Source organism: Micromonospora sp. LA-10 (assembly GCF_051853095.1).
GTDB classification, from domain to species: domain Bacteria; phylum Actinomycetota; class Actinomycetes; order Mycobacteriales; family Micromonosporaceae; genus Micromonospora; species Micromonospora echinospora_A.
In genome coordinates this window covers 1674094-1696250 of the sequence record NZ_CP195710.1, presented here as the reverse complement: position 1 = coordinate 1696250, position 22157 = coordinate 1674094, and the positions used below count along the sequence as shown (strand labels likewise).

Below are 22157 nucleotides of genomic sequence, written 5' to 3'. Positions count from 1 at the left end.
TCCGCCCGGGCGCGGGCTCCCGGCGCCGGCGGCGTCAGAGCCGGTAGAGGAGCGTGCCATCGAGATCCTCCCGGGTGATGCCCAGTCCGTCGACGGGCCGGTTCTCGATGCCCTCCCACGGCGTGCCCGCCGCGCGGCTCGGCACCGCGACGACCGACCGGACGCCGATGCCGCGCAGGTAGGCGACGCTGCCCGCGTCGGGGAACGTCGCCACCGCGACCCGGGTCTGCGCCTGGGTGACCGGCTCGAAACCGCCGAGCCCGTTGGTGATCCGGGGGAACCCGTCGGTGGACCAGAGCATGTAGTTCAGGTCGCCCACCCCGCCGGCGGGCAGCACCAGCATCGGCTCCGACGCGGCCCGCATCGCGGCCGGCGGCGTCGGCACGACCGGGTGCGGCGTGCGGTTGACGCCCTCCAGCGTCACCAGGGCCAGCGGCACCAGCAGGACCAGCGGCGCCACGGCCCGGGACCAGCGGTGGGCCGAGGGCCGGTGCCACGACTCGGCGAGCGCGGTGACCAGCCCGGCGGCCAGCACCGCCAGCAGCAGGCTGGTCCAGTGCATCATCCGGCCCGGGGTACGCAGCGCGTCCCAGCCGGGCAGGAGCGTGGACAGCGTCAGGTAGCCGGGGTCGCCGTCGCCGCCGAGGGTGGCGCCCAGGCCGAGCAGCACCGTGCCGAGCACGCCGAGGCCCAGCGCGACCCGGTGCCGCACCGGGAACGACGAGACGAACAGCCCCGCCGCGGCCAGCCCGATCAGCGTCATCCCGGGCAGCAGCGCCATCTCCGGCGGCCAGGTCAGCTGTTCCCGGGCGGCGGCGTGCCGCTCACCCCACAGCCAGGAGTCGCCGGGCGCGGTGATGAACCCGATCAGGGGAGGGGAGAACATCTTGGTCCAGTCCAGCGAGCGGACGGCCTGCGGGTTGAGGTCGACGACGCGCAGGTAGACCAGGCCGAGCAGCAGCGTCACGGCGCCGAACACGGCGCCACCGGCCAGGTCCGCGATCAGCAGCCGGCGGCCGAACGGCGGACGTTCCCGCTTGCGCCACCAGGACCAGCCGTAGAAGCCGGCCGCCACCAGCACGGCGGCCAGCAGGAAGTAGACGAGCGGCAGCCCGATGCCGAAGCCGAGCGTGACCTGCCAGGCGGCGACGAGCCACCCGGCGACCGCCCAGCCGGGACGGCGGCGCTCCGGCCGGTAGCCGTGGCGCAGCGACCAGCCGTGACCCCGGGCCAGCATCGCCAGGGCCAGCGCGATCCCGCCGCTGGACAGGATGTTCAGGTGGCCGGAGTGGGCCAGCCGCCAGGGCGCGTACGCCCACGCGATCCCGGCGACCGCCCCGCCCCAGCGGTTCGCGCCGAGCTGTCGGGCCAGCGCGTACGCCCCGAGGAACGCCAGCGCGTGCAGCAGCACGTAGAGCACGTTGTAGCGGATCACGGCGGCCTCGAAGCCGGAGCCGACCATCCCGAACGGCGCGTAGCCGAGCAGGGTGTCGCTGTAGGCGTAGGTGTAGCGCTCCGGGAAGAACGTGTTCGAGTGCCAGAGGTTGGCCGGGTCGTTGAGCAGGGCGTGCCCCGACCAGGCGACCTGCCACGCCTGCAACGTCGGGTCGCCCAGGTCGCCGGGGATCGTGGTGGCCGGGTGCCGCATCGTCGGCCAGGTCAGCACCACCGCCAGCAGCAGGCTGCCGAGGATCGCCAGCGTCCACTCCGGGTTCGGCCCGCGCCGTCGGCGCGTGCGCTCCGACGGCACGTCGTCGGGAGGCTGGGCGGAGCTGGCGTCCTCAGCGGTCGGCGGAGCGGCGGCGGACCGGATGTTCATGGGATAGATGCTTCACGATGCTGCTGGTCCTGTCGATCCACTGTCCGAAATATGGTTGAAACTTCCGGTCCCATTACCGGAAGCCGCCTACTCGAACCGGTCGGCGAGCGCCGACAGCCTGTCGACGTACGCCGGCCAGTCGTAGCCCTCGGGGACGTTCCGGTTCTCCCGCCCCAGCCCGATCGCCGCGTCGTGCTGCTCGCGCAGGATGTCGGCGTGCCCGGCGTGCCGGGCCAGGTCGACGCAGACGTGCAGGATGACCAGGTGCAGCGTCACGTCCTGCCGGCCGGGCTGCCACCACGGCACCCGCCCCGGCGCGTCCAGCGGCAGCGTGTCGATCGTCTGGTCCGCGAACGCCGCGACGCGGCGGTAGAGGTCGATCAGCCCGTCCTTGGTCTCGTCCTCGCGGGCGTACCAGTCGGCCTGCGGGTCGGCGTCGAACGTCTCGGCGGCGACCAGCTCCGCGGGCGTGGGGAACTCGCGCCCGAACGTGGGCCCGAAGTAGCCGGCCTCGACGTTCAGGCAGTGCTTGAGCACCCCCAGCAGGTTGTTGCCGGTCGCGGTGCGGGGAAGCCGGGCCTCGCGTTCGCTCAGCCCGTCGAGCTTCCAGATCAGGTTCTCCCGGATCGCGCGCAGGTAGTGGTGCAGCGTTGCCTTCGGGTCGTACGGCTCACTCATGCCCGACACTCTTCCGCATGGGTCGGACATCGTGGGGGCACGGTCAGCCGGTCTGGCTGTTGTCCTTGTGCGCGCCCCACCCGTGCCAGCGCTCGATCTCGATCCACGCGCTGACCCGCGTGCGGTCGCGGCGCGGGTACGGCCGCCCGGTGTAGTGCTGCGAGATCCGGTCGATGTCCGCCAGCTCCTCGTCGTCGCGCAGCTCCACCACCCGCCCGATCAGGCTGACGTGGGTGTACCAGCCCTGCTCGTCCAGCACGGTCACTGTGACCCGGGGGTCGTGGCGCAGGTGCGCCAGCCGGCGGCGGCCCTCGTCCATGTTCACCAGGACGCGGCCGTCCTCCCACAGGTACCAGGTGGCGGCGGACACCGGCTGGCCGTCGTCGCGCAGCGTGGCGATGACGGCCGGGTTCGGCTTGCGCAGCATGGCGACGGCGGGCTCGGGCAGCGGCGGCTTCGACATGGTTCGCACTCTACGTACCCGCCGGGCCCGTCGCTGGTCATGCGGCGGTTACCGGCCCGGCGGGCTCCCCGGCGGTGTGGTCCGCCGGGGAGCCCGTCGCGTGCCGGTCAGGCGCGCGCGCTCCACTGCTGGTTGGTGCCGCCGTGGCAGTCCCAGAGGTTGATCCTCGTGCCGTTGGCGGTGCCGTAGCCCGCCGCGTCCAGGCAGCGCCCGGACTGGACGCCGCTGATCGTGCCGTTGGCGTTGAGGTTCCACTGCTGGTTGGGCTGGCCGTTGCAGTCCCAGATGATCACGCTGGTGCCGTTCGCGGTGCCCCGCCCGCTGGCGTCGAGGCACTTGTTGCCGAGCACCTGCAACTGCTTGGCCGAGGTGTAGGTCCAGCGCTGCATCGTGCCGCCCCAGCAGTCGTACAACTGCACGGCGGTGCCGTTGGTGGTGCTGCCGTTCGGAACGTCCAGGCACCGGCCCGAGCCGGCGCCGACGAGCTGCACGTTCTGGTACGTGCCGCCGCCGCTGCCGGGGTCGCCGATGCTGCCGGACACCGACTGCAACGCCCGGTACCAGACCGCTGCCATCTTGTCGTAGCCGGTGGCGGTCGGGTGGACGCCGTCGATCAGGTCGGCGGTGGTCAGCGCCGAGTACTGGTCGACCAGGTGGACGCGCTTGCCGGCGTTCACCTTCGACTGCACGATGCCGGGCAGCGCGGCGTTGAACGTGCGTACCGCCGCCGCCTGCCCGGAGTTGGCGAGCGGGATGATCTGCGCGACGAACACGTCCGCGTTCGGCGCCGTGGCCGTGATGCGGTCGATGAGCGAGGAGAGCCGGTTCGGCGCGGTCGAGACGTTGTAGTTCTGCAGGATGTCGTTGGTGCCGATGTGCAGCAGCACGGTGCGCGGCTGGTAGGCGTTCAGCCAGCCGGTGATGTTGGCGTCGATCTGGTCGATGCGCCAGCCGGGGTGGCCCTCGTGGTCGTGGTCGCCGAGGTTGCCCGGCCCGTTGAACTGGGAGCCGACCAGGTCGACCCGGTAGCCGCCGCCGGCCAGCCGCTGCCACAGGCCGATCCGGTAGCCGCCGGGCACCTGGGTGCCCTCGGTGATGGAGTCACCGAGCGGCATCACCCGGGTGCCGCCGTTGGACTCGGCGGCCGCCGGTCCGCCCGCCGTCAGCACACCGGCGGCCAGCACGGCGAGCGCGGCGCCCGCGGTGAGAAATCTCCGCACTGTGGTACGCATACCTGTTCCTCTCACGGGCTGGTGCAGGTCAGGGACGGGGTGGACGACGAGCCGTTGGCGATGAAGCCGAACGTGGTCGAGCCGGACGCCGGCACCGAGCCGTTGTATTCCGCGTTGCGGACTGTCGCCGTGGAGCCGCTGGTGCTCAGCGTGCCGCTCCAGACCTGGCTGATGCTCTGGCCACCGGCGAGGTTCCACCGCACCGACCAGCCGTTGAGCGCCGCGGCGCCGGCCGTGACGGTCACCTCGGCCTGGAACCCGCCGGACCAGGAGTTCGTGGTGCGGTAGGTCGCGGTGCAGGCGCCACCGCTCGGCGGCGGCGTGGTGGGCGGCTGAGTGGTCGGCGGGGGATCGACCGGCGGCGGCGTGGTGGTCGGCGGGTCGCTGGGCGGGGGAGTGCTCCCGGCGGGGGTGAACCGCCAGTGGTCGATGTTGAACAGCGAGCCGCTGCCGCCGGTGAACCGTAGATAGAGGTCGTGGGTGCCGGTGGCGCCGCTGACCGCGCAGGTCGTGTCGGCCCAGGTCTGCCAGCCGCCGGTGCCGGACACCCGGCAGGTGCCCACCACCGGACCGCCGGTGCCGTCCAGGCGCAGCTCGATGGTGCCGCCGCTGCCCGCCGAGGCCACCCGCGCGGTGAACGAGGTCGCGCCGGTGCCGAAGGCGACGCCCTTGACCTTGATGTAGTCGCCGTTGTCGATGAAGCCGACGTTCATCCCGCCGCCGCTGGCCGGCTCGGTCTCGATCCCCTGCCCCCAGGCGATCGTCTCCGCCTCCTGCCGGACGTACGGGTTCAACGTCCCTACCTGCGGGGGGCCCGTGGTGGTCATGGATATCGTCGGGATCGAGCCGTCAGCGCCGTAGGAGAACTTCTCCACCGCCACCGACCTGGTGAAACCGCCGCCGCCGGGCAGTGCTCCGTTGTGGTAGAAGAGGTAGGAGCCACCCTTGAAGTCGACGATCCCGGGGTGGTTGGTGAAGCTGCTGCCCTGGGTGGGCATGACCGTGCCGCGGTAGGTCCACGGTCCCAGCGGGCCGGGCGCCGTCGAGTAGGCGAGGAACTCCGAGCAGCACTTGGCGGCGAACACGTTGTAGTAGAGGTTGTTGCGCTTGTAGACCCAGGGCCCCTCCTCGTACAGGGTGGGTCGGTTCGCGTCTCCGGTCCGCGTCCCGAAGCCCGCGGTGGTCAGCGGGATCTGCGTCGGGCTGCCCGAGTACGAGATCATGTCCGAGTTCAGCTTCACGTACCACAGGCGCGGGTTGCCCCAGTACAGATATGCCTGACCGTCGTCGTCGATGAACACGGTGGGGTCGATCTCGCCGTTGCTCACCAGCGGGCGCCCGATGGCGTCCCGGAACGGCCCGGTGGGGCTGTCCGCCACCGCCACCCCGATGCCCATCTGGCCGGTCGCCCGCACGACCATCGGCACGTACCAGTAGAACTTGCCGTTGCGCTGGACCGCCTGGCCGGCCCACGCGTCCTGCTTGGCCCAGCTGAACGTGGCGAGGCTGAGCGGTGATCCGTGGTCGGTCCAGTTGACCATGTCGTCGGACGAGTAGACCCGCCACTCCTTCATGGTGAACCAGGTCGAGTTGTCCTCGTCGTGGCCGGTGTAGAGGTAGACGCGGCCGTTGTGGACCAGCGGCGCCGGGTCGGCCGTGTAGATGTTCTGCACGATCGGGTTGTCCGCCCGGGCGGCGGTCGGGCTCAGCCCTCCGGCGATGGCCGGGGCCAGCCCCAGCAGGGCGAGCATGGTCACGGCCAGAGCGAGCCATCGTCTGGTCCGGCGGTCGGTTCTCCATAGCGTTGACGTCACAGGTCATCTCCCGGGTCGGCCGCGCCGCGGCGCGGTGTGGTCGGCGAGGGTCGGGCCGTCACGCCCGGCTCCACTTCTGGCTGTTCGCGCCGGTGCAGGCGGACAGGACGATCGCGGTGCCGTTGCCGGTCCCGCCGCCGTTCGGGCTCAGGCACAGTCCGGACTGGACGCCGGTGATCGTGCCGTCGGTGTTGACGTTCCACTGCTGGTTGGCGCCGCCGTTGCAGTCCCAGATGATCACCCGGGTGCCGGACGAGGTGCCCTGGCTCTCGGCGTCGAGGCATTTGCTCCCGTACACCTGGAGTTGCCGGCCCGACGTCGCGGTCCACTGCTGGTTGGTCCCGCCGTTGCACTCCCACAACGTCACCTGGGTGCCGTTGGTCTGGGACTGGTTCGGCACGTCGAGGCACCGGCTGGAGTTGGGGTTGAGCCACGCGCCGCTCGTACCGCCGGGGTTGCCGCCCGGGCCGGCGACCACCGCCAGGTTGTCGAACTGCGCGGTCTCGCCCTGGCTGGTGCCGAAGCCGACCTGGCCGGTGCCGAACGCGGAGTCGGTGGCCGTGCCGACGGTGGCGCCGTCGATGGTGGCGGTGATGGTGGTGCCGGAGAAGCCGAGCGCGAGGCTGTGCCAGCGGTTGGTGCCCAGCGCCGCGACGTTCCCGCTGCGCAGCGTGGTGAGCTGCCCGGCGGTGTTGTTGCGCAGGATGGACCACGCGCCGGAGTCGGTGACCCGCAGGAAGTAGCCGTTGTACCGGCCGATCGGGTCCAGGTTGGTGCTGCCGACGCGCCCCATGATCTGGGCGTAGCCGGCCTGTTCGAGCAGGACGTCGGCGGAGACCGTGTAGTTGCCCCAGCTCAGGTTCCCGCCGTAGGTCGCCGGGTCGGCGAGCGTCTTCCAGGTGATGGGCGCCTGCGCGGACATCTGGCGCAGGCACATTCCGGCCCGTCCGGCGCCGCAGCCGACGGTCTCGAACGCGCCCTGCATGTCCTGGAGGTACTTCGGGAACCGTCCGCTGGCGTAGCTGTCGAAGTCGTCGCGGTACGGCAGGCCCAGCGATCCCTGCGCGGGGCTGGTGGCTGTGCCCTTGCCCTGCCCGGTCGTGGTGGTGACGGTGTAGAGGTAGCCGGGCTGGGCGTTGAACGAGAACGACCCGCCCGACGGGGTGATGTCCGCGGTGCGGACGAAGAAGTCGTTCGGGTTCGTCGAGTTCAGGTTCGTGGCCCAGATGTGCGCCTGGCCGGTGGACAGCCCGCCGGTGATGTTCATGGTGACCTGCTGGGCCGCGGTGGCGTCCATGGTCTCGATGACGGTGCTGTAGTCGCCGGTGGTGGGCGACCGCAACGACACGTAGCTGCCGTTGTTGCGGTTGCCGCCCAGGTAGCCCGAGGCCGAGTCCAGGTAGCGCCAGCCGGGCGCGGTGAACTGGGTGGTGTGCGCCAGCGCCCAGGTGTTCTTGCCGACCGAGTACCAGCCGGACCAGGGCTGGTTGGCCAGGATCAGCCCGACCGTCGACCAGGGCAGGTTCGGCGTGATGGCGGCGATCAGGTCCCAGTTGAGGTAGGCGACCATCCGGCCGTCGATGTAGCCGCGGTTGATGCCGCGGGCCAGTGGCTTGGCGCCGTCGTTGTAGTCCTGGGAGCCGCCCTCGCTGTTCCACAGGGTCTTGCCGGTGGAGGTGGCGGTCGACGAGACGGTGCAGGTGGTCTGCGCGCTGAGGTAGCCGCACGGGTAGTGGCCGCTGAGCACGTCGATGCTGTTGCGCAGCGTGGCGTTGCTGGCCACAGCGTTGGCCGGGCCCCAGCTACCGGGGTAGTCGTCCCCGTAGATGATCTTCACGCCGCTGTAGCCGTTGGCGTTAAGCGCCTGGCGCAGGCTGATGGTCCAGTTCGCGTCCGTCCGCTTCTCGTTCTGGGCGGCGGTGATGTAGTCCATGGTCAGGTTGTGCTGCCGCGCGCAGCCCAGCCAGTCGACGAAGTAATTGATCATGTCCTGGGACATGAAGTTGCCGTTGCCGATCCACCCGGGGGCGCCCCACGGCAGGGCCGCCAGCTTGATGGCGGGGTTGCGGGCCTTGGCCTGCTCCATGATCCACCACTGGTAGCCACGGTTGCAGTTGAGATCGCCCCGGACGTGCTCGTGGCTCGGCTCGGACCCGCTGGTGGAATTGGTGTCGCCGCCCATCTCGACCTTGAGGATCTGCAGCGCGGCGCCGTATCCGGGCTTGAACAGGTAGTCCAGGATCTGACCGCGCTGCGGCTCCGGATAGTCGATCAGCAGCCGGCTGTTGCCGCCGCCGCCGCTCACCGCGCCGACGCCGTCGAACGTCTGGCCGCCGGAGGCGCCGTTGACGGTGATCGTGGTGGCCGCCTGGGCCGGACCGGCGGTCAGTGCCAGGCCGCCGGCGGCCAGCAGGACGGCGGTCACGAGAATCCGGAGGGGGGCGGCGAGACGTGGTCGCCAGGAACGGGTGGGCCGGGGACGGGGGATCACCATGACGGCTCCTCGGGAACGCGGGGCCCGGCCGGCCATGCCGGCGCGGCGCCGCACGAATATTGGGTGGCCGTCGGTGTCAGCGCTAACACAATGGTCTGCCTGGCTGTTTGGTGGTGGTGGCAGGGTGTTGTGTTAACGCAAACATCGACCAGAGTTAATTAGAGCACAGTTCCAGCCAGGCGGGGTGGCCGGTTTGCGGCCGGTGCCGTGGGGGCGGCGGACGTGCCGCCCCCACGGCCTCACGTCGACCTCAGGGACTGGTGCAGGTCACGCCGCTGGGCGCGGCGGCGCCGTTCCCGGTGGCGGTGAACCCGAAGTTGGTCGAGGCGTTCGCGCCCACAGTGCCGTTGTAGTCGGCGTTGCGGACCGACACCGAGCCCGAGGTGCCGGTGTTGACGCCGTTCCAGAGGCTGCTGATCGCCTGGCCGGAGGCCAGGGTCAGCCGTACGGTCCAGCCGTTGATCGGCGTGGCGCCGTTGTTGGCCACTGTGACCTCGGCCTGGAACCCGCCGGGCCAGGTGTTCACGATCCGGTAGGTCGCGGTGCAGGCGCCCGGCTCGCTCGGCGGCGGCGTCGTGACCGGCGGGGTCGTGGGCGGCGCGGTGGTGACCGGCGGCGTGGTCGGCGGCACGGTGGTCGGCGGCGCCGTGGTCGGCGGAGTGGTGGACGGCAACTGGCTGAAGAACCGCCAGATCTCCCCCGACGTCCAGGTACGGGAGTCGTTCGGGCTGCCCGACCCGTCGACCGGGCTGGGGGTGTGGTCGCCGTCGAACGCGGCCCACTGCACCGGATAGCCCTCACGGCAGCCGGAGTACGTGGTGGTGATGTGGGTCAGGCTGCCCCGGCTCGGCTCGCGCGGGCTCTGCGCGGTGCAGCCGTTGTTGCGGACGAACGTGTCGCGCAGCGAGCGGCCCATGGAGATGTTCAGCACGCTGTCGTAGATGCCGTGGATGCCGAAGTAGGCGACCGGCTGGGTGCCGCCGTTGCAGCCGCTCAGGTTGGCGCCGGAGATGACTGTGACCGCGCGGATGACTGTGGGCCGGGCGCAGGCCACCGCGTAGCTCATCGCCCCGCCGTAGCTCCAGCCCAGCGCGAACCGCTGGGACGTGTCCACGCAGAGGTCGTTCTCGATCTGCCGGGAGATGTCGTCGAACAGCGTCAGGTCACGGCCGTTGGTGTTGGCCCAGCCGTTGTCGATGCCCTGCGGCGCGACGAAGATCGTGCTGTTGTTCGACAGCGGCAGCAGGCCGTAGTAGCCGGCCGAGGCGACGTTGTTCGCCGAGCCGTTCAGCCAGTGGAACCCGAAGATCAGCCGGTACTGGTGGTTGCGGTCGTACCCGTCCGGGATGCGCAGGATGTAACTGCGGTTCTGGCCGCCGCTGGAGATGGTGCGCGTCCCGCTGGTCAGCGTCGGCGCCTTGCCGCAGCCGGCGGTCGCCGCGAGCGTGCCGTTCGTCGCGGCCTCCGCCGCGCGACCGAGGCCGCCGTTCCACACGCCGCCGGCTGTCGCCGCCAGGAGGACGACCGCGGCGGCGATCGATGTCAGAAGTGGTGTTCGTTTCGCCATTGCTTGACTCCTTGCCCTGGGGGTGGCGGTGCAGGCCGGGCCGTCCGTCGATGCCGACGTCGCCTGCGAAGAGGGCGCGGAGCCGTGCGTGCGGCTGGGCCGAAGTCGTCCGGTGGCCGCCTGCGTCGGCGTGCATCGGCGGAGCGGCCCGGACTGGTCACCGATCGGCCGGACGGCGAGGGGACCCTCGGTACGCCGTGCCGATTGCGGGGGTGACGGGAGCGTGCCCTTCGCTCCCGTGCCGGAACATAGCAGGTTATCGATAACATGTTCAACCGCGCGGTTCCGGAGAAGGCGCGGGTGGACCGCCGGGTGAACGCTCACAGGGCCCGGTGGCCCCGGGTCGGCAGCGCTAGGCCGGGCCGGGCAACGCGGGCAGGTCGCCGCCGGCCAGCGCGTCCGGCTGGGGCAGGTGGGCGAGGTCGGCGTCGGCGAGCCCGAGCCGCCGGTACGCGGTGTGCAGCGCCGCCACCACGGCGCCGAGCGCGCCGGAGAGGTCACCGAGTTCCGCCCCGTGCACTGTCGCCGCGGCGGCGGGCACGATCTCGCGCAGCCGGCCGCGCAACCGGACCAGGTCCGGGGTGAGCGCGTGGGAGACGCCGCCGCCGAGGACGATCACCTCCGGCTCGTAGGCCACCACGGCGGCGGTGAGGATGGTCAGCAGCGCCTGCTCGACGTACTGCTTGACCGGCGCCAGGCGGGGGTCGGCCGAGCGGAAGACGTCGGCCGCGTTGTCGAACGGCAGGCCCAGCTCGTGGGCGCGGGCGAGGACGCCGGAGCCGCTGATGATCCGTTCGAGCGGGGCGCCGAGCGGGCCGGCCGGCAGGTGCCCGAACTCTCCGACCAGGCCGCTGCGCCCCCGGAACAGCCGCCGGTCGATGGCCACGCCGGCGCCGAGCCCGGCTCCGATGGTGAACATCACCGCGGTCTGCGCGTCCCGGGCGGCGCCGAAGCGCAGCTCCCCGAGCAGGGCGTAGTTGGAGTCGTTGTCCACCTCGACGGCGGCGCCCAGGTGCTTCTCCAGCAGCCGGAGGAACAGCGGGTCCTCCACCTGGGGAAGGTTCGGCGCGTTCGACACCGCGCGGTCACCCTGTCGCACGGCGCCGGGCAGGCCCACCGCCACGCAGTCGAGCCGGTCGCGGTCGGATCCGACGGCCTGGACGATCAGCTCGGCCAGCCACTGGGCCAGCCGGGGCGCGTCGTAGCTGGCCGGAGTCGACACGGTCCGGCTGCCCAGGGGCCGACCGGCGAGATCGGCGACCACCAGCCGGACGTTGGAGCCGCCGACGTCGACCCCGCAGACCACGCCGCGCCCGGCGGCGATCGCCACCTGGGTCGCCCGTCGTCCCCGGGTGGTGGTCGGAGCGCCGTCGGTCTCGGTGAGCAGCCCCTCGTCGAGCAGTTGTTCGACGATGCGCGAGACGGTGGCGGGGGAGAGGTCGGTCTCCTGGCCGATCGCCGTGCGGCTCACCGGACCGTGGGTCAGCACGTAGGCCAGCACGGTCGAGCGGTTCGCGCGCCGGGGCGCTCGAGATTCCACGTCCACCTCCGCCGATTTATTTTCCGACCGAATGCTAAAGCCGCGCGGCCTCCCGGGCAACCATCAGGGCGTGTCGGCGGGCCAGCGGGCGCGGCGGGCAGCGGCGCCCGCTCTCTCGCAGTGCCACGCGCGCGTGAAACCCCAGGTCAAGCGGCAGTAGGCGGGCTGATGCCGAGTGGGAGGAATCTCTGACCAGTGCTCTTGACGGACTGTGATGACCGCGATAATACTTTCACCCTGAACGGAAATAGAGGTCGCCGGCCCCTAGGGACGGCGGCGCGTGCCCCCGCACGTGCCGTGCCGGTCGCATCGGACCCCCGTGTCAGTCCGGAATCACCGGTTCCAGACCCCGTTGCTGTGAAGGGAAGAGCAATGATTCTCAGCCGTAGACGTGGCGCCGCCCTCGGCGCGCTCTGCGCCCTGGCGCTCATGGTCGGCGCCTGCTCGAACGAGACCTCCGGGAGCGGCGGCGCGTCGAGCGGCCCGCGTACCGAACCCAGCCTGTCGTTCGTCGGCCCCGGCGGCGAGACGCCGACCGCCGCCGACCAGCTCTCGCTGACTGACGAGGAGCGGCAGAAGGTCAAGGACGGCAACTACTCCGCCGCCTTCGTCTGGCACGAGGGCTCGGCGCTGACCAAGGCCGTCGAGTCCGGCGTCCGCAAGGAGTTCGACCAGCTCGGCATCAAGGTGGTCGCCAGCACGAGCGCCGAGTTCGACGCCGCCCGGCAGGCCAACAACGTGCAGACCGTCCTGGCGCTCAAGCCCGACCTGATCGTCACCATCGCTGTCGACCCGACCGCGGCGGCCGCGGCCTTCAAGCCCGCCGTTGACGCCGGCGTCAAGCTCGTCGTGATGACCACCCCGCCGAAGGACTACAAGTCCGGGCAGCAGATCGTCGGCATCGTCACCGCCGACCTGACCGCGTTCGGCAAGGCCAACGCGGAGATGCTCGGCAAGGCGCTCGGCGGCAAGGGCAAGGTCGGCTACGTCTACCACGACGCCGACTTCTGGTTCACCAACCAGCGGGACAAGGCGTTCAAGGACTGGCTGGGCTACCTCTACCCGGACATCGAGATCGTCGAGGAGGCCGGGTTCTCCGACCCGGCGCGCACCGAGGACATCGCCACCGCGATGCTGACCCGCCACGCCGACCTCAAGGGCGTCTACGTCGCCTGGGCCACCGCCGCCGAGGGCGTGCTCGCCGCGACCCGGCAGCAGGGCCGCACCGACGTCAAGATCGTCACGAACGACCTGGAGGCGAACCTCGCCGCCGACATGGTCAAGGGCGGCAACGTCGCCGGCATCGTCGCCAACGGCTCGACCCGCCTCGGCGAGAACCTGGGCATCGTCGCCGCGTACGGCCTGCTCGGCAAGAAGGCCCCGGAGCTGGTCGTCGGATCGCCGATGGCCGCCACCAAGGACAACATCGCCGACGCCTGGCGCGACGACTACGGCCAGGAGCCCCCGGCCGAGGTGCTCGGCAACTGACGCCGGGCGGCGAGGTCCGGGGCCTCCCCGAACGGGCCCCGGACCTCGCCGGACGCGACCCGGCCCACCGCCGGGTCCGCGACCACCGCGAGACGAGAGGAAGAAACACATGGGGTACGTCCAGACAGTCCTCGGACCGGTGTCTCCCGAGTCGCTCGGGCGGGTGCTGAGTCACGAGCACCTCGGCGCGCTGGTGCCCGGGCCGTGGCTGTCCGGCGGCGCCGCCGACGACCGCGCGGACCTCGCCGCCGGGGCCGTACGCGACCTGCCCGAGCTGGGCTTCGGCACGATCGTGGACCTGTCCCCGTACGAGGTCGTGGGGCACGACGTGACCCTGCTGCGCGAGGTGGCCCGGCGTACCGGCCTGCACGTGGTCGCCGGATCGGCGATCTACCTGGAGCCGTACTCGCCCGGCTGGGCGCTCTCCGCGAGCGTCGACGAGATGCGGGAACGCTTCGTCGCCGACGCCACGATCGGCGTCGGGGACACCGGCATCAAGGTCGGCATCTTCGGCGAGCAGGCCACCGGCCTGAACGAGATCACCGCGCACGAGGAGAAGTGCCTGCGCGCCGCCGCTCGCGCGGCCGTCGCCACCGGCCTTGCGCTGAACACGCACACCACGCACGGCACCATGGCGCTGGAGCAGGTCGAGATCCTGCGCGAGGAGAAGATGGACCCCTCCCGCGTCGTCATCGGCCACCTGGACATCAACCCCGACCCGGACTACCTGCGGGCGGTGCTGGCGACCGGCGTCAACATCGCCTTCGACACGCTCGGCAAGCAGTTCTGGGACTTCGTGCTCGCCCCGCTGCCGGAGAACCCGCCGGAGGGCGAGTTCGGCAAGCGGGCGTACCACCGGCCCGACCGCGCCCGGCTCGACATGCTCGCCGGGCTGGTCCGGGACGGTTACGCCGACCGGATCCTGCTCTCGATGGACCTGACCGGCGCGGAGGCGTACCTGAACCCGCGCACGCACGGCCGGCTCGGGTACTCCTACCTGGGCCGCGAGATCGTGCCGGGTCTCGCCCGACTCGGTGTGCCGCAGGAGGCGATCGACCAGATGCTGGCGGTCAACCCGGCCCGACTCCTCACGGTCGGCTGATGGCCGCGCATCCGCATCCGTCCGGCCACGTCGCCGGCGTCGACCTCGGCGGCACCAAGCTGCGGGCCGCGCTGGCGAACCTCGACGGACGCGTCGTGAGCGAGAAGGTGCAGCCGACCGACCCCCGGGGCGGGGTGGCGGTGGCCGCGCAGATCGACACGCTGCTGCGCGAGCTGGCCGCCCGGGCCGGTGTCGACTGGTCCGACGTCCGGGCCAGCGCGATCGGCCTGCCCGGCGTCCCCGACCCGTCGACCGGCGCCATCGAGCTGTCGCCGAACGTCTCCGACCTCGAAGCCCTCGACGTCCGGGCCGAGCTGACGCGCCGCCTGGGGCATCCGGTCGTGCTGGACAACGACGTCAACATGGCCGCCGCCGGGGAGCGGTGGCTGGGCAGCGGGCGTACCCACCGGCACTTCGTGTTCGTGGCGGTCGGCACCGGAGTCGGCATGGGCATCGTGTCGAACGGTGAGCTGGTCCGCGGCGCGCGCGGCGCGGCGGGGGAGATCTCCTACCTGCCGTTGGGCACCGACCCGTTCGACCCGGGCAACCAGGTGAAGGGCGCGCTGGAGGAAGCTGTCGCCGGCGCCGCCCTCGCCGCCCGCTACCGGGCGGTCAGCGGCGAGCAGGCGAGCGTGCCCGACGTCTTCGACCGGGCCGCGGCCGGCGATCCGCTCGCCCTGGCGGCCATCGACGAGGAGGCCCGGCTGATCGCGCTGGCCGTCGCCGCGGTCACCGCCGTCCTGGACCCGGAGGCGGTGATCCTGGGCGGCGGCATCGGCTCCCGGATCGAGCTCGTCGAGCCGGTCCGGCGCTGGGTCGCCGCGCTGAGCGCGGACGTCCCGTTGATCAAGACCAGCCAGCTCGGCGACCGGGCCGGCCTGCTCGGCGCCATCGCGGTCGCCCGCCAGGAGGCCGGCGTCCACGCCGGCGGGCCGGCGGACCGGAGCACCTCTTTCCAGACAGCGGAGGGACGATAGATGACCCACACCGATGCGGCGGTGAAGACCAGCGCCGTCCCGGCCTGGCGCCGGATCAACTGGCGCGACTACGTGGTCTACATCGGCTTCGCGGTCGTGTTCCTGTTCTTCGCCATCACCCAGGGCGGCAACGGCTTCCTGACCACGAGCAACCTCACGAACATCGTCATCCAGACCGCGCCCATCACGATCATGGCGGTCGGGCTGGTGTTCGTGCTCGCCGCCGGCGAGATCGACCTGTCGATCGGCTCGGTCGTCGCGCTCTCCGCGCTGGTCGGCGCGGTGACGTTGCGCGAGACCGACAGCATGCTGCTGGGCGTGGCCGCCGGTCTCGCCGCCGGCGCGGCGGTCGGCCTGGTCAACGGCGTCTTCGTCACCCTCGTCCGGCTGCCCTCCTTCCTGGTCACGCTCGCCACCATGGGCGCGGTGGCCGGCCTGGCCCGCGAGGTCACCGGCCTGCAGTCGGTGCCGGTCAGCAACGACGCGTTCCTGTCCTTCTTCGGCCAGGGCGAGATCTTCGGCATCCCCGGGCTGGTGCTCTGGTCGGTGGCGGCGGCGGTGGTCGGATACCTGGTGCTGCGGCAGACCCGCTACGGCGCGCACACGCTCGCGATCGGCGACAACGTGGCAGCGGCGCGGGTCAGCGGCATCAAGGTGATCCGCGTCAAGATCATGGTGCTGATGGGCAGCGCGATGTGCGCCGCCCTGGCCGGCCTGCTGTACGCCGGGCGCCTCCAGGGCGCCCGCTACACCCTCGGCGAGGCCGACCTGATGTCCGTGATCGCCGCCGTGATCGTGGGCGGGACCAGCCTCTTCGGCGGCAAGGGCTCGATCATCGGCGCGGTGCTGGGCAGCCTGCTGATGGGCATGCTCAACAACGGCCTGATCCTGGCCGGACTGTCCGTGTCCCAGCAGATGATGGCGCGCGGCGTGATCATCCTGGTGGCCGTCTCCCTCTCGCTGCGCGAGCGGCGAAGCTGACCCGGAAGGAAGCAACCGCATGTTTCTGGACCTGCTGAGACGCCGCAACCCGGGCCTGCTGGCCGCCGCCGCGAGCCTGCACGCCAGTGGCGACCTGCCGGCCAACTGCTACGCGCTGGACCTGGACACGGTCGCGGCCAACGCCGCCGCCATCCGGAGCGAGGCGGACCGGTTCGGGCTCTCGGTCTACGCGATGACCAAGCAGGTCGGGCGCAACCCCGACTTCTGCCGGACGGTCCGCGACGCGGGCATCACCGAGGCGGTCGGCGTCGACCTGCAGTGCGCGCTCGCCGACCGGCACGGCGGGCTCGGCATCGGTCACCTCGGCCACCTGGTGCAGATTCCCCGGCACGAGGCCGCGGTCGCCGCCGCGCTCGCGCCCGCGTACTGGACGGTCTTCAACGACACCAAGGCCGCCGAGGCGGCGGCCGCGAGCGCGGCGGCCGGGCGGGAGCAGGCGCTGCTCGCCCGGATCGCGGCGCCCGGCGACCGCTTCTACCGGGGCCACGAGGGCGGCTGGGCGGCCGACGAGATCGTCGCGGTCGCCGACCGGCTCGACGCCCTTCCCGGCGCCCGGTTCGCCGGTGTCACCAGCTTCCCGACCCAGTTGTTCGACACGGCCGCCGGACGGGTGGTCCCAACGCCCAACCTCGGCACCCTGCAACGCGCCGCCGCCGCGCTGCGCGCCGCCGGGCGGTCGCACGTCGAGATCAACGCCCCGGGTACGACGTCGACGGCGATCCTGGCGACGCTGGCCGAGGCGGGCGTGACGCAGGTCGAGCCCGGCCACGGGCTCACCGGCACGACGCCCTGGCACGCGGTGACCGACCTGGTCGAGGAGCCCGCCGTGCTCTACGTCAGCGAGGTGTCCCACCTGTGGGACGGCCGGGCGTACGTCTTCGGCGGCGGCCTCTACGTCGACCCGGTGCTCGGCCTGGGCGGCACCCGGGCGCTGATCGTGCCCCGGGGCGGCGGTCTCGACGACGCGTACCTGGTCGACGTGGAGATGCCGGCACCGGAGGCGATCGACTACTACGCGATGGCCGACGTCACCGCGGCGCCGGGGTGCGCTCCGGGTGACACGGTCCTGTTCGGCTTCCGGCCGCAGGCGTTCGTCACCCGGGCGCTGACCGCCGGCGTGACCGGCGTCCGGTCCGGCGCCCCCGCCGTGGCCGGGGTGTACGCGGCCGACGGCTCGGCGCCGATCGGGCTGGACGACCTCGCCGCGGGCGACGGCCCCGGCAACCAGGCGGCTCGCAGCGCAGGGAGGGCATGATGAGCACCGTCACCCACAAGGACGACGCGACCCGGGCGGGCGCCCCGCCGCTGCGGCTGAGCGGCATCCGCAAGCAGTTCGGCGGCGTCGTCGCGATCGAGCGCTTCGACCTGGAACTGGCCGCCGGGGAGATCACCGCCCTGGTCGGCGACAACGGCGCAGGCAAGTCCACCCTCGTGAAGATCATCTCCGGCGTGTACCAGCCCACCGAGGGTGAGCTGGAGATGCACGGGCGGCCGGTGACGTTCCGGGACGCCTCCGACGCCCGCCGGCAGGGCGTCGAGGTGGTCTACCAGGACCTGGCGCTGGCCGACTCGCAGCCGGTCTACATGAACATGTTCCTGGGCCGGGAACTCACCCGTGGCCCGCTGCGTCTGCTCGACCGGCGCCGGATGGCCCGGGAGACCCAGGAGCTGGTGGACGCGCTGGACGTGCGCATTCCCAGCGCGAAGGCGACGATCCGGGACCTGTCCGGCGGCCAGCGGCAGGCGGTGGCGATCTGCCGTGCCACCCACTGGGCCAGCGGCCTGGTGCTGATGGACGAGCCGACAGCGGCGCTGGGCGTGGCCGAGACCGCCAAGGTGGAGCAGCTGATCCTGCGGCTGCGGGAGCGGGGCGCCGCCGTGCTCGTCGTCAGCCACAACCTGGACCAGGTGTTCCGGATCGCGGACCGGGTGGCGGTGTTGCGCCGGGGACGCCAGGTCGGCGTCCGCGGCATCACCGAGACGAGCCGCAACGAGATCGTGTCCATGATCACCGGCGCCTCCGAGGAGACCGCCCGCCCCTGAACCGCGCGGACCACCGCGCGCACGATGACCCCGGGTGTCCCTCCCGGGGTCATCGGCGTTCCGCGTCCTGTTCCCCTCCCGCCGATGGTGCGCTCGCGGTCCCTCCGAGGTCCCGCTCGGGGCTTTTGCCGGGGCGGCAACCCCCATGATCGACGCCGATGCGGGGCAGGTCTCGCGTAACGGTCGTGTGAACTTGTGTGAACGCCATTTCGTGCGTTGTCCCGCAGTTCGGGAGCGTTACCAAGCCGAGTCCGTGAGGGAGCGGTGAACGCCGTTCACCCTATTGTTCACTGCTGCTAAATCCGGTAGAACTCCTGATAGGTCCGCTGCTCGGGCCATCTGCCTCGTGCTTCTAGGAGGACTTCTCATGGCTCGTTCACCCCGTCCGGGCGCCTCCTCGCCCGCGCTCTCCCGCCGCGGCGTCCTGCAGCTGGGAGGCAGCGTCGCGCTCCTCTTCGCCACCAGCGCCTGCGCCGCGGACAGCGGCGACAAGTCCAAGGACGGCAAGTCCGACGGCGCCGCCGCCAAGACGCTGCGCATCGCCGTCTCCAGCTACCTGTCGAGCTGGGACCAGGACTTCGTCGGCTTCGACCTGACCGCTCTGATGCTCTACAAGAACGTCTTCCCGTACCTGATCGACTACGGCGTCACCAACGCCGCCGGCAGCCAGATCCTCGACACCCAGAACATCACCCCCACGTTCGCCGAGTCCTTCGAGCCCGACGCCGAACAGAAGGTGTGGACGCTCAAGCTGCGCCGCGGCGTGAAGTTCGCCAGCGGCAACGAGATGAAGGCCGCGGACGTGAAGTGGTCGAAGGACCGCGCGTTCGCCGCCCAGGCCAATGTCGCCGGGGTCTACCGCACCATCGGCCTGACCAGCGCCGACCAGGTCAAGGTCGTCGACGACTACACGGTGGAGTTCCACCAGGCGTTCCCCAGCGCTCTCACCCGGCAGATCCAGGCGATCTCGCTGTACGTCTTCGACTCGGTCGAGGCGAAGAAGCGCGCCAGCGCCAGTGACCCCTGGGCCAAGGAGTGGTTCGCGAAGAACCCGCCGACCGGCGGCTACTTCAACGTCGCCAAGGCCACCCAGGGCCAGGAGATCGAACTCAGCGCGAACACCGACTACCCCGGCCCGGACCCGGCCAAGACGCCGACCATCCGGATCTCGGTCGTGCCGGCCGCGTCCAACCAGCGACTCCAGCTGCAGGCCGGTGACATCGACATCGCGCTGGGCATCAGCCAGCGCGACATCCAGGACCTCAAGAAGGCCCCGGGTATCAAGGTCATCTCGGCGGCCAGCAACCGCCAGGTCGCGATCCAGATGTCGGTCACCGCCGCGCCGTTCAACGACGTGAACGTGCGCAAGGCGCTCGCCTACGCGGTGCCCTACGAGCAGATCATCAACAACGTGTACGGCGGCGACGCCCGCGCGGCCAAGAGCCCGGTCCCGCTGGACATGGCCGGGTACGACGAGAGCGGCTACCCGTTCACCTACGACCTGGACAAGGCGAAGGCCGCCATGGCCGCCGCCGGCCGGGCGTCGCTCGACTCCGAGCTGGTCTTCGAGGCCGACAACGAGGAGCAGCAGAAGATCGCCGTCCAGGTGCAGAGCGAGGCGGCCAAGGCGGGCATCCGGCTCAAGCTCACCCCGCTGGACCCGGCCACCCTGGGCGAGCGGCGGGCGAAGAAGAACATCCCGCTGCAGGTCACCTCCGGGCAGCTCTGGGTGGACGACGTCGAGTACCTGCTCGCCACGAGCCTCGTCAAGGGCGCCAACCTCAACTACTCCAACTACAGCAACCCGGAGATCGAGCAGATCTACGAGAAGTCGCACACCACTGTCGACACGGCCGCCCGCAACGCGCTCTGGAAGCGGGTCCAGGAGATCCTCGCCGCCGACGTGCCGTGGGTGGTCATCTGCCAGCCCAACTTCAACCTGCCCGTCCGGGAAGCCGTCGCCGGCTGGGTGCAGCCGATGGACGGCCTCGCCCGCCTGCGCTACCTGAGCGCGTCGGCCTAGGAACGTCAACCGCCCATGCGAATCTTCCGCTTCGTCGTCAGGCGACTGCTCCAGCTGATCCCCGTTCTGCTCGGAGTGGTCGTCCTGGCGTTCCTCCTGGTCCGGGTGCTGCCGGGCGATCCCGTCCGCAGCATCCTCGGGCAGAACGCCACCGAGGAGGACGCCGCCGCCGCCCGGGCCCGCTTCGGGCTGGACCAGTCACTGTGGCAGCAGTTCCTCGACTACCTCAAGGGACTGTTCACCGGTGACTTCGGGACCTCCATCCAGAGCGGCAACTCCGTGGGCTCGGAGATGGCGCTGCGGGTGGGGCCGACCCTGGAACTCGTCGTCATCTCCGTGACCATCGCGCTCGTGGTGGCGACACTGCTGGGCATCTGGTCGGCCAAGCGGGCCAACCGGGTCGGTGACCACAGCGCGCGGATGTTCGCCCTGGTCGGCAACTCGATCCCCGAGTTCTGGCTCGGTCTGGTGCTGGTGCTGGTCGGCTACAGCGTCCTCGGCTGGTTCCCGGCGCCGAACGGGCGGGTCGACCCGGACACGGACCTGACCCCCCTCACCGGGGCGGATCTCATCGACGCCGTGCTCACCGCGAACGGCCCGGCGATCGCCTCCGCCGCGGCGTACCTGGTGCTACCCGTGCTGACCCTCGTGGTCGGCGTGGTCGCGCCGCTGTTGCGCAGCGTCCGGGCCTCCGCGCTGGAGGTGCTGCACTCGGAGTCGTACGCCGCGGCGAAGGCGCACGGGCTGCGCGAGCGGACCCTGCACTACGGCTACCTGCTGCGGGCGACGCTGGTCCGGCTGCCGTCGCTGGCGGCGCTGGTTTTCGGCACGGCGATCGGCTCCACAGTCCTCGTCGAGTACGTGTTCTCGTGGCAGGGCTTCGGCCAGTGGGCCCTGCGCGGCCTGCTCTACCGGGACTACCCGGTGGTTCAGGCGTCGGTGCTGGTCATCGCGCTGTGCTACGTGCTGGTGTTCCTCATCGCCGACGTGGTCCACGCGATCCTCGACCCGAGAGTGAGGCTCTGATGGCCGAGTTGCGCTCCGCCGTCGGCGGCGACTCCGCGCAGACGCCGGTGGTCGTCGCCGGCGGCGACCGGGACAGCCGGTTCGCCCGCCGCATGATCATCGTCGGTGCGACCATCCTGTCGGTGGTCGCGCTGGTGGCGGTGTTCGCGCCGCTGCTGAGCCCGTGGGGCGAGACCGAGATCGACCCGGCGAACACCCTGGTGGCGCCGGGCGGCAACCACCTGCTCGGCACCGACGGCAACGGCATGGACATCTGGAGCCGGGTGCTCTACGCCGCCCGGCTCGACCTGGGCATCGCCCTGGCCGCGGTCGCGCTCGCGGTCGTCGTGGGCACGCTGCTCGGCCTGGTCGCCGGCTACTTCGGCGGCTGGCTCGACGACGTGCTGATGCGGGTGGTCGACATCTTCCAGTCGTTCCCCACGTTCATCCTGGCGCTGGCGGTGGCCGCGCTGCTCGGCAACGGCACGATCAACCTGATCATCACGATCGCGGCGGTGAACGCGCCGGCGTACGCCCGGCTGGTCCGCGCCGAGGTGCGGTCGCTGCGGGAACTGCCGTTCGTGGACGCCGCGATCACCTCCGGGGCGTCGCCGGCGGGCGTGCTCTGGCGGCACCTGCTGCCCAACAGCCTCACTCCGGTCCGGGTGATCGCGCCGCTGAACTGCGGCTGGGCGATGCTCACCCTGGCCGGGCTCTCCTTCCTCGGCCTGGGCGTGAGCATCCCCGAGGCGGAGTGGGGCGCCATGATCAGCCTGGGCGCCGCGGACGTGGTCGGCGGCCGTTGGTGGACCTCGGTCCCACCCGGCCTGGCACTGTTCGTCTGCGTCCTGGGGTTCAGCCTGCTCGGCGAAGGCCTGCAGGACCGCGCCAACGCGAAGCGGCGGTGACC

At 71.5% G+C, this 22157-nt stretch carries 17 protein-coding genes; 9 read left to right on the top strand and 8 right to left on the bottom strand.

Annotated elements, in window-relative coordinates:
• Positions 1–34: 34 nt before the first annotated feature.
• The 8 genes from ACSDG8_RS07870 to ACSDG8_RS07835 all read right to left on the bottom strand — a co-directional run bounded on the left by ACSDG8_RS07870 (position 35) and on the right by ACSDG8_RS07835 (position 11607).
• Positions 35–1819 (bottom strand): hypothetical protein, encoded by a 1785-nt coding sequence (locus tag ACSDG8_RS07870; protein ID WP_210895936.1) that lies wholly within the window; start codon positions 1817–1819, stop codon positions 35–37.
• 87 nt (positions 1820–1906) lie between these two features.
• A complete protein-coding gene (locus ACSDG8_RS07865) occupies positions 1907–2497 on the bottom strand; it encodes a DinB family protein (RefSeq protein ID WP_210895934.1) in 591 nt (196 codons plus the stop codon).
• Positions 2498–2540: 43 nt separating this feature from the next.
• Positions 2541–2960 (bottom strand): PPOX class F420-dependent oxidoreductase, encoded by a 420-nt coding sequence (locus tag ACSDG8_RS07860; RefSeq protein WP_210895932.1) that lies wholly within the window; start codon positions 2958–2960, stop codon positions 2541–2543.
• Positions 2961–3067: 107 nt separating this feature from the next.
• On the bottom strand, positions 3068–4192 hold the full coding sequence (locus ACSDG8_RS07855; protein WP_210895930.1) for a ricin-type beta-trefoil lectin domain protein: 1125 nt from the start codon (positions 4190–4192) through the stop codon (positions 3068–3070).
• An 11-nt stretch (positions 4193–4203) separates the two neighbouring features.
• The gene (locus tag ACSDG8_RS07850; RefSeq protein WP_210896154.1) at positions 4204–5943 is read right to left on the bottom strand and encodes a family 43 glycosylhydrolase; all 1740 of its coding nucleotides are present in this window, start codon (positions 5941–5943) and stop codon (positions 4204–4206) included.
• 121 nt (positions 5944–6064) lie between these two features.
• Positions 6065–8500: a ricin-type beta-trefoil lectin domain protein gene (locus ACSDG8_RS07845; protein WP_210895928.1), complete on the bottom strand. Its 2436-nt coding sequence runs from the start codon at positions 8498–8500 to the stop codon at positions 6065–6067.
• Positions 8501–8750: 250 nt separating this feature from the next.
• Positions 8751–10067: a cellulose binding domain-containing protein gene (locus tag ACSDG8_RS07840; RefSeq protein ID WP_210895926.1), complete on the bottom strand. Its 1317-nt coding sequence runs from the start codon at positions 10065–10067 to the stop codon at positions 8751–8753.
• Positions 10068–10419: 352 nt separating this feature from the next.
• Complete coding sequence (locus ACSDG8_RS07835) at positions 10420–11607, bottom strand: ROK family transcriptional regulator (RefSeq protein WP_210895924.1); 1188 nt, start codon at positions 11605–11607, stop codon at positions 10420–10422.
• A 372-nt stretch (positions 11608–11979) separates the two neighbouring features.
• Between ACSDG8_RS07835 and ACSDG8_RS07830 the strand changes: the two genes are divergently transcribed.
• The 9 genes from ACSDG8_RS07830 to ACSDG8_RS07790 all read left to right on the top strand — a co-directional run bounded on the left by ACSDG8_RS07830 (position 11980) and on the right by ACSDG8_RS07790 (position 22155).
• Complete coding sequence (locus tag ACSDG8_RS07830) at positions 11980–13095, top strand: substrate-binding domain-containing protein (RefSeq protein WP_210895923.1); 1116 nt, start codon at positions 11980–11982, stop codon at positions 13093–13095.
• A 109-nt stretch (positions 13096–13204) separates the two neighbouring features.
• Entirely contained in the window at positions 13205–14197 is a 993-nt protein-coding gene (locus ACSDG8_RS07825) for a phosphotriesterase family protein (RefSeq protein ID WP_210895921.1), read from the top strand.
• Positions 14197–15174 (top strand): ROK family protein, encoded by a 978-nt coding sequence (locus ACSDG8_RS07820; RefSeq protein WP_210895919.1) that lies wholly within the window; start codon positions 14197–14199, stop codon positions 15172–15174. The genes ACSDG8_RS07825 and ACSDG8_RS07820 overlap by 1 nt, the downstream gene beginning before the upstream one ends.
• A complete protein-coding gene (locus tag ACSDG8_RS07815; protein WP_073827344.1) occupies positions 15175–16155 on the top strand; it encodes an ABC transporter permease in 981 nt (326 codons plus the stop codon). It abuts the gene before it with no gap.
• Between the two features lie 19 nt (positions 16156–16174).
• A complete protein-coding gene (locus tag ACSDG8_RS07810; protein WP_210895917.1) occupies positions 16175–17431 on the top strand; it encodes an alanine racemase in 1257 nt (418 codons plus the stop codon).
• Complete coding sequence (locus ACSDG8_RS07805; protein WP_210895915.1) at positions 17431–18219, top strand: ATP-binding cassette domain-containing protein; 789 nt, start codon at positions 17431–17433, stop codon at positions 18217–18219. Before ACSDG8_RS07810 ends, ACSDG8_RS07805 begins: the two co-directional genes overlap by 1 nt.
• 367 nt (positions 18220–18586) lie before the next feature.
• On the top strand, positions 18587–20242 hold the full coding sequence (locus ACSDG8_RS07800; protein WP_210895913.1) for an ABC transporter substrate-binding protein: 1656 nt from the start codon (positions 18587–18589) through the stop codon (positions 20240–20242).
• Between the two features lie 15 nt (positions 20243–20257).
• Positions 20258–21268 (top strand): ABC transporter permease, encoded by a 1011-nt coding sequence (locus ACSDG8_RS07795; RefSeq protein ID WP_210895911.1) that lies wholly within the window; start codon positions 20258–20260, stop codon positions 21266–21268.
• Positions 21268–22155: an ABC transporter permease gene (locus tag ACSDG8_RS07790; protein WP_210895909.1), complete on the top strand. Its 888-nt coding sequence runs from the start codon at positions 21268–21270 to the stop codon at positions 22153–22155. The genes ACSDG8_RS07795 and ACSDG8_RS07790 overlap by 1 nt, the downstream gene beginning before the upstream one ends.
• Positions 22156–22157 lie beyond the last annotated feature (2 nt).

Bases quoted from the DNA above. Each gene is read 5' to 3' on its own strand.
- ACSDG8_RS07870 (WP_210895936.1), bottom strand. From the start codon at position 1,819: ATGAACATCCGGTCCGCCGCCGCTCCGCCGACCGCTGAGGACGCCAGC.
- ACSDG8_RS07865 (WP_210895934.1), bottom strand. From the start codon at position 2,497: ATGAGTGAGCCGTACGACCCGAAGGCAACGCTGCACCACTACCTGCGC.
- ACSDG8_RS07860 (WP_210895932.1), bottom strand. From the start codon at position 2,960: ATGTCGAAGCCGCCGCTGCCCGAGCCCGCCGTCGCCATGCTGCGCAAG.
- ACSDG8_RS07855 (WP_210895930.1), bottom strand. From the start codon at position 4,192: ATGCGTACCACAGTGCGGAGATTTCTCACCGCGGGCGCCGCGCTCGCC.
- ACSDG8_RS07850 (WP_210896154.1), bottom strand. From the start codon at position 5,943: ATGCTCGCCCTGCTGGGGCTGGCCCCGGCCATCGCCGGAGGGCTGAGC.
- ACSDG8_RS07845 (WP_210895928.1), bottom strand. From the start codon at position 8,500: ATGGTGATCCCCCGTCCCCGGCCCACCCGTTCCTGGCGACCACGTCTC.
- ACSDG8_RS07840 (WP_210895926.1), bottom strand. From the start codon at position 10,067: ATGGCGAAACGAACACCACTTCTGACATCGATCGCCGCCGCGGTCGTC.
- ACSDG8_RS07830 (WP_210895923.1), top strand. From the start codon at position 11,980: ATGATTCTCAGCCGTAGACGTGGCGCCGCCCTCGGCGCGCTCTGCGCC.
- ACSDG8_RS07825 (WP_210895921.1), top strand. From the start codon at position 13,205: ATGGGGTACGTCCAGACAGTCCTCGGACCGGTGTCTCCCGAGTCGCTC.
- ACSDG8_RS07820 (WP_210895919.1), top strand. From the start codon at position 14,197: ATGGCCGCGCATCCGCATCCGTCCGGCCACGTCGCCGGCGTCGACCTC.
- ACSDG8_RS07815 (WP_073827344.1), top strand. From the start codon at position 15,175: ATGACCCACACCGATGCGGCGGTGAAGACCAGCGCCGTCCCGGCCTGG.
- ACSDG8_RS07810 (WP_210895917.1), top strand. From the start codon at position 16,175: ATGTTTCTGGACCTGCTGAGACGCCGCAACCCGGGCCTGCTGGCCGCC.
- ACSDG8_RS07805 (WP_210895915.1), top strand. From the start codon at position 17,431: ATGAGCACCGTCACCCACAAGGACGACGCGACCCGGGCGGGCGCCCCG.
- ACSDG8_RS07800 (WP_210895913.1), top strand. From the start codon at position 18,587: ATGGCTCGTTCACCCCGTCCGGGCGCCTCCTCGCCCGCGCTCTCCCGC.
- ACSDG8_RS07795 (WP_210895911.1), top strand. From the start codon at position 20,258: ATGCGAATCTTCCGCTTCGTCGTCAGGCGACTGCTCCAGCTGATCCCC.
- ACSDG8_RS07790 (WP_210895909.1), top strand. From the start codon at position 21,268: ATGGCCGAGTTGCGCTCCGCCGTCGGCGGCGACTCCGCGCAGACGCCG.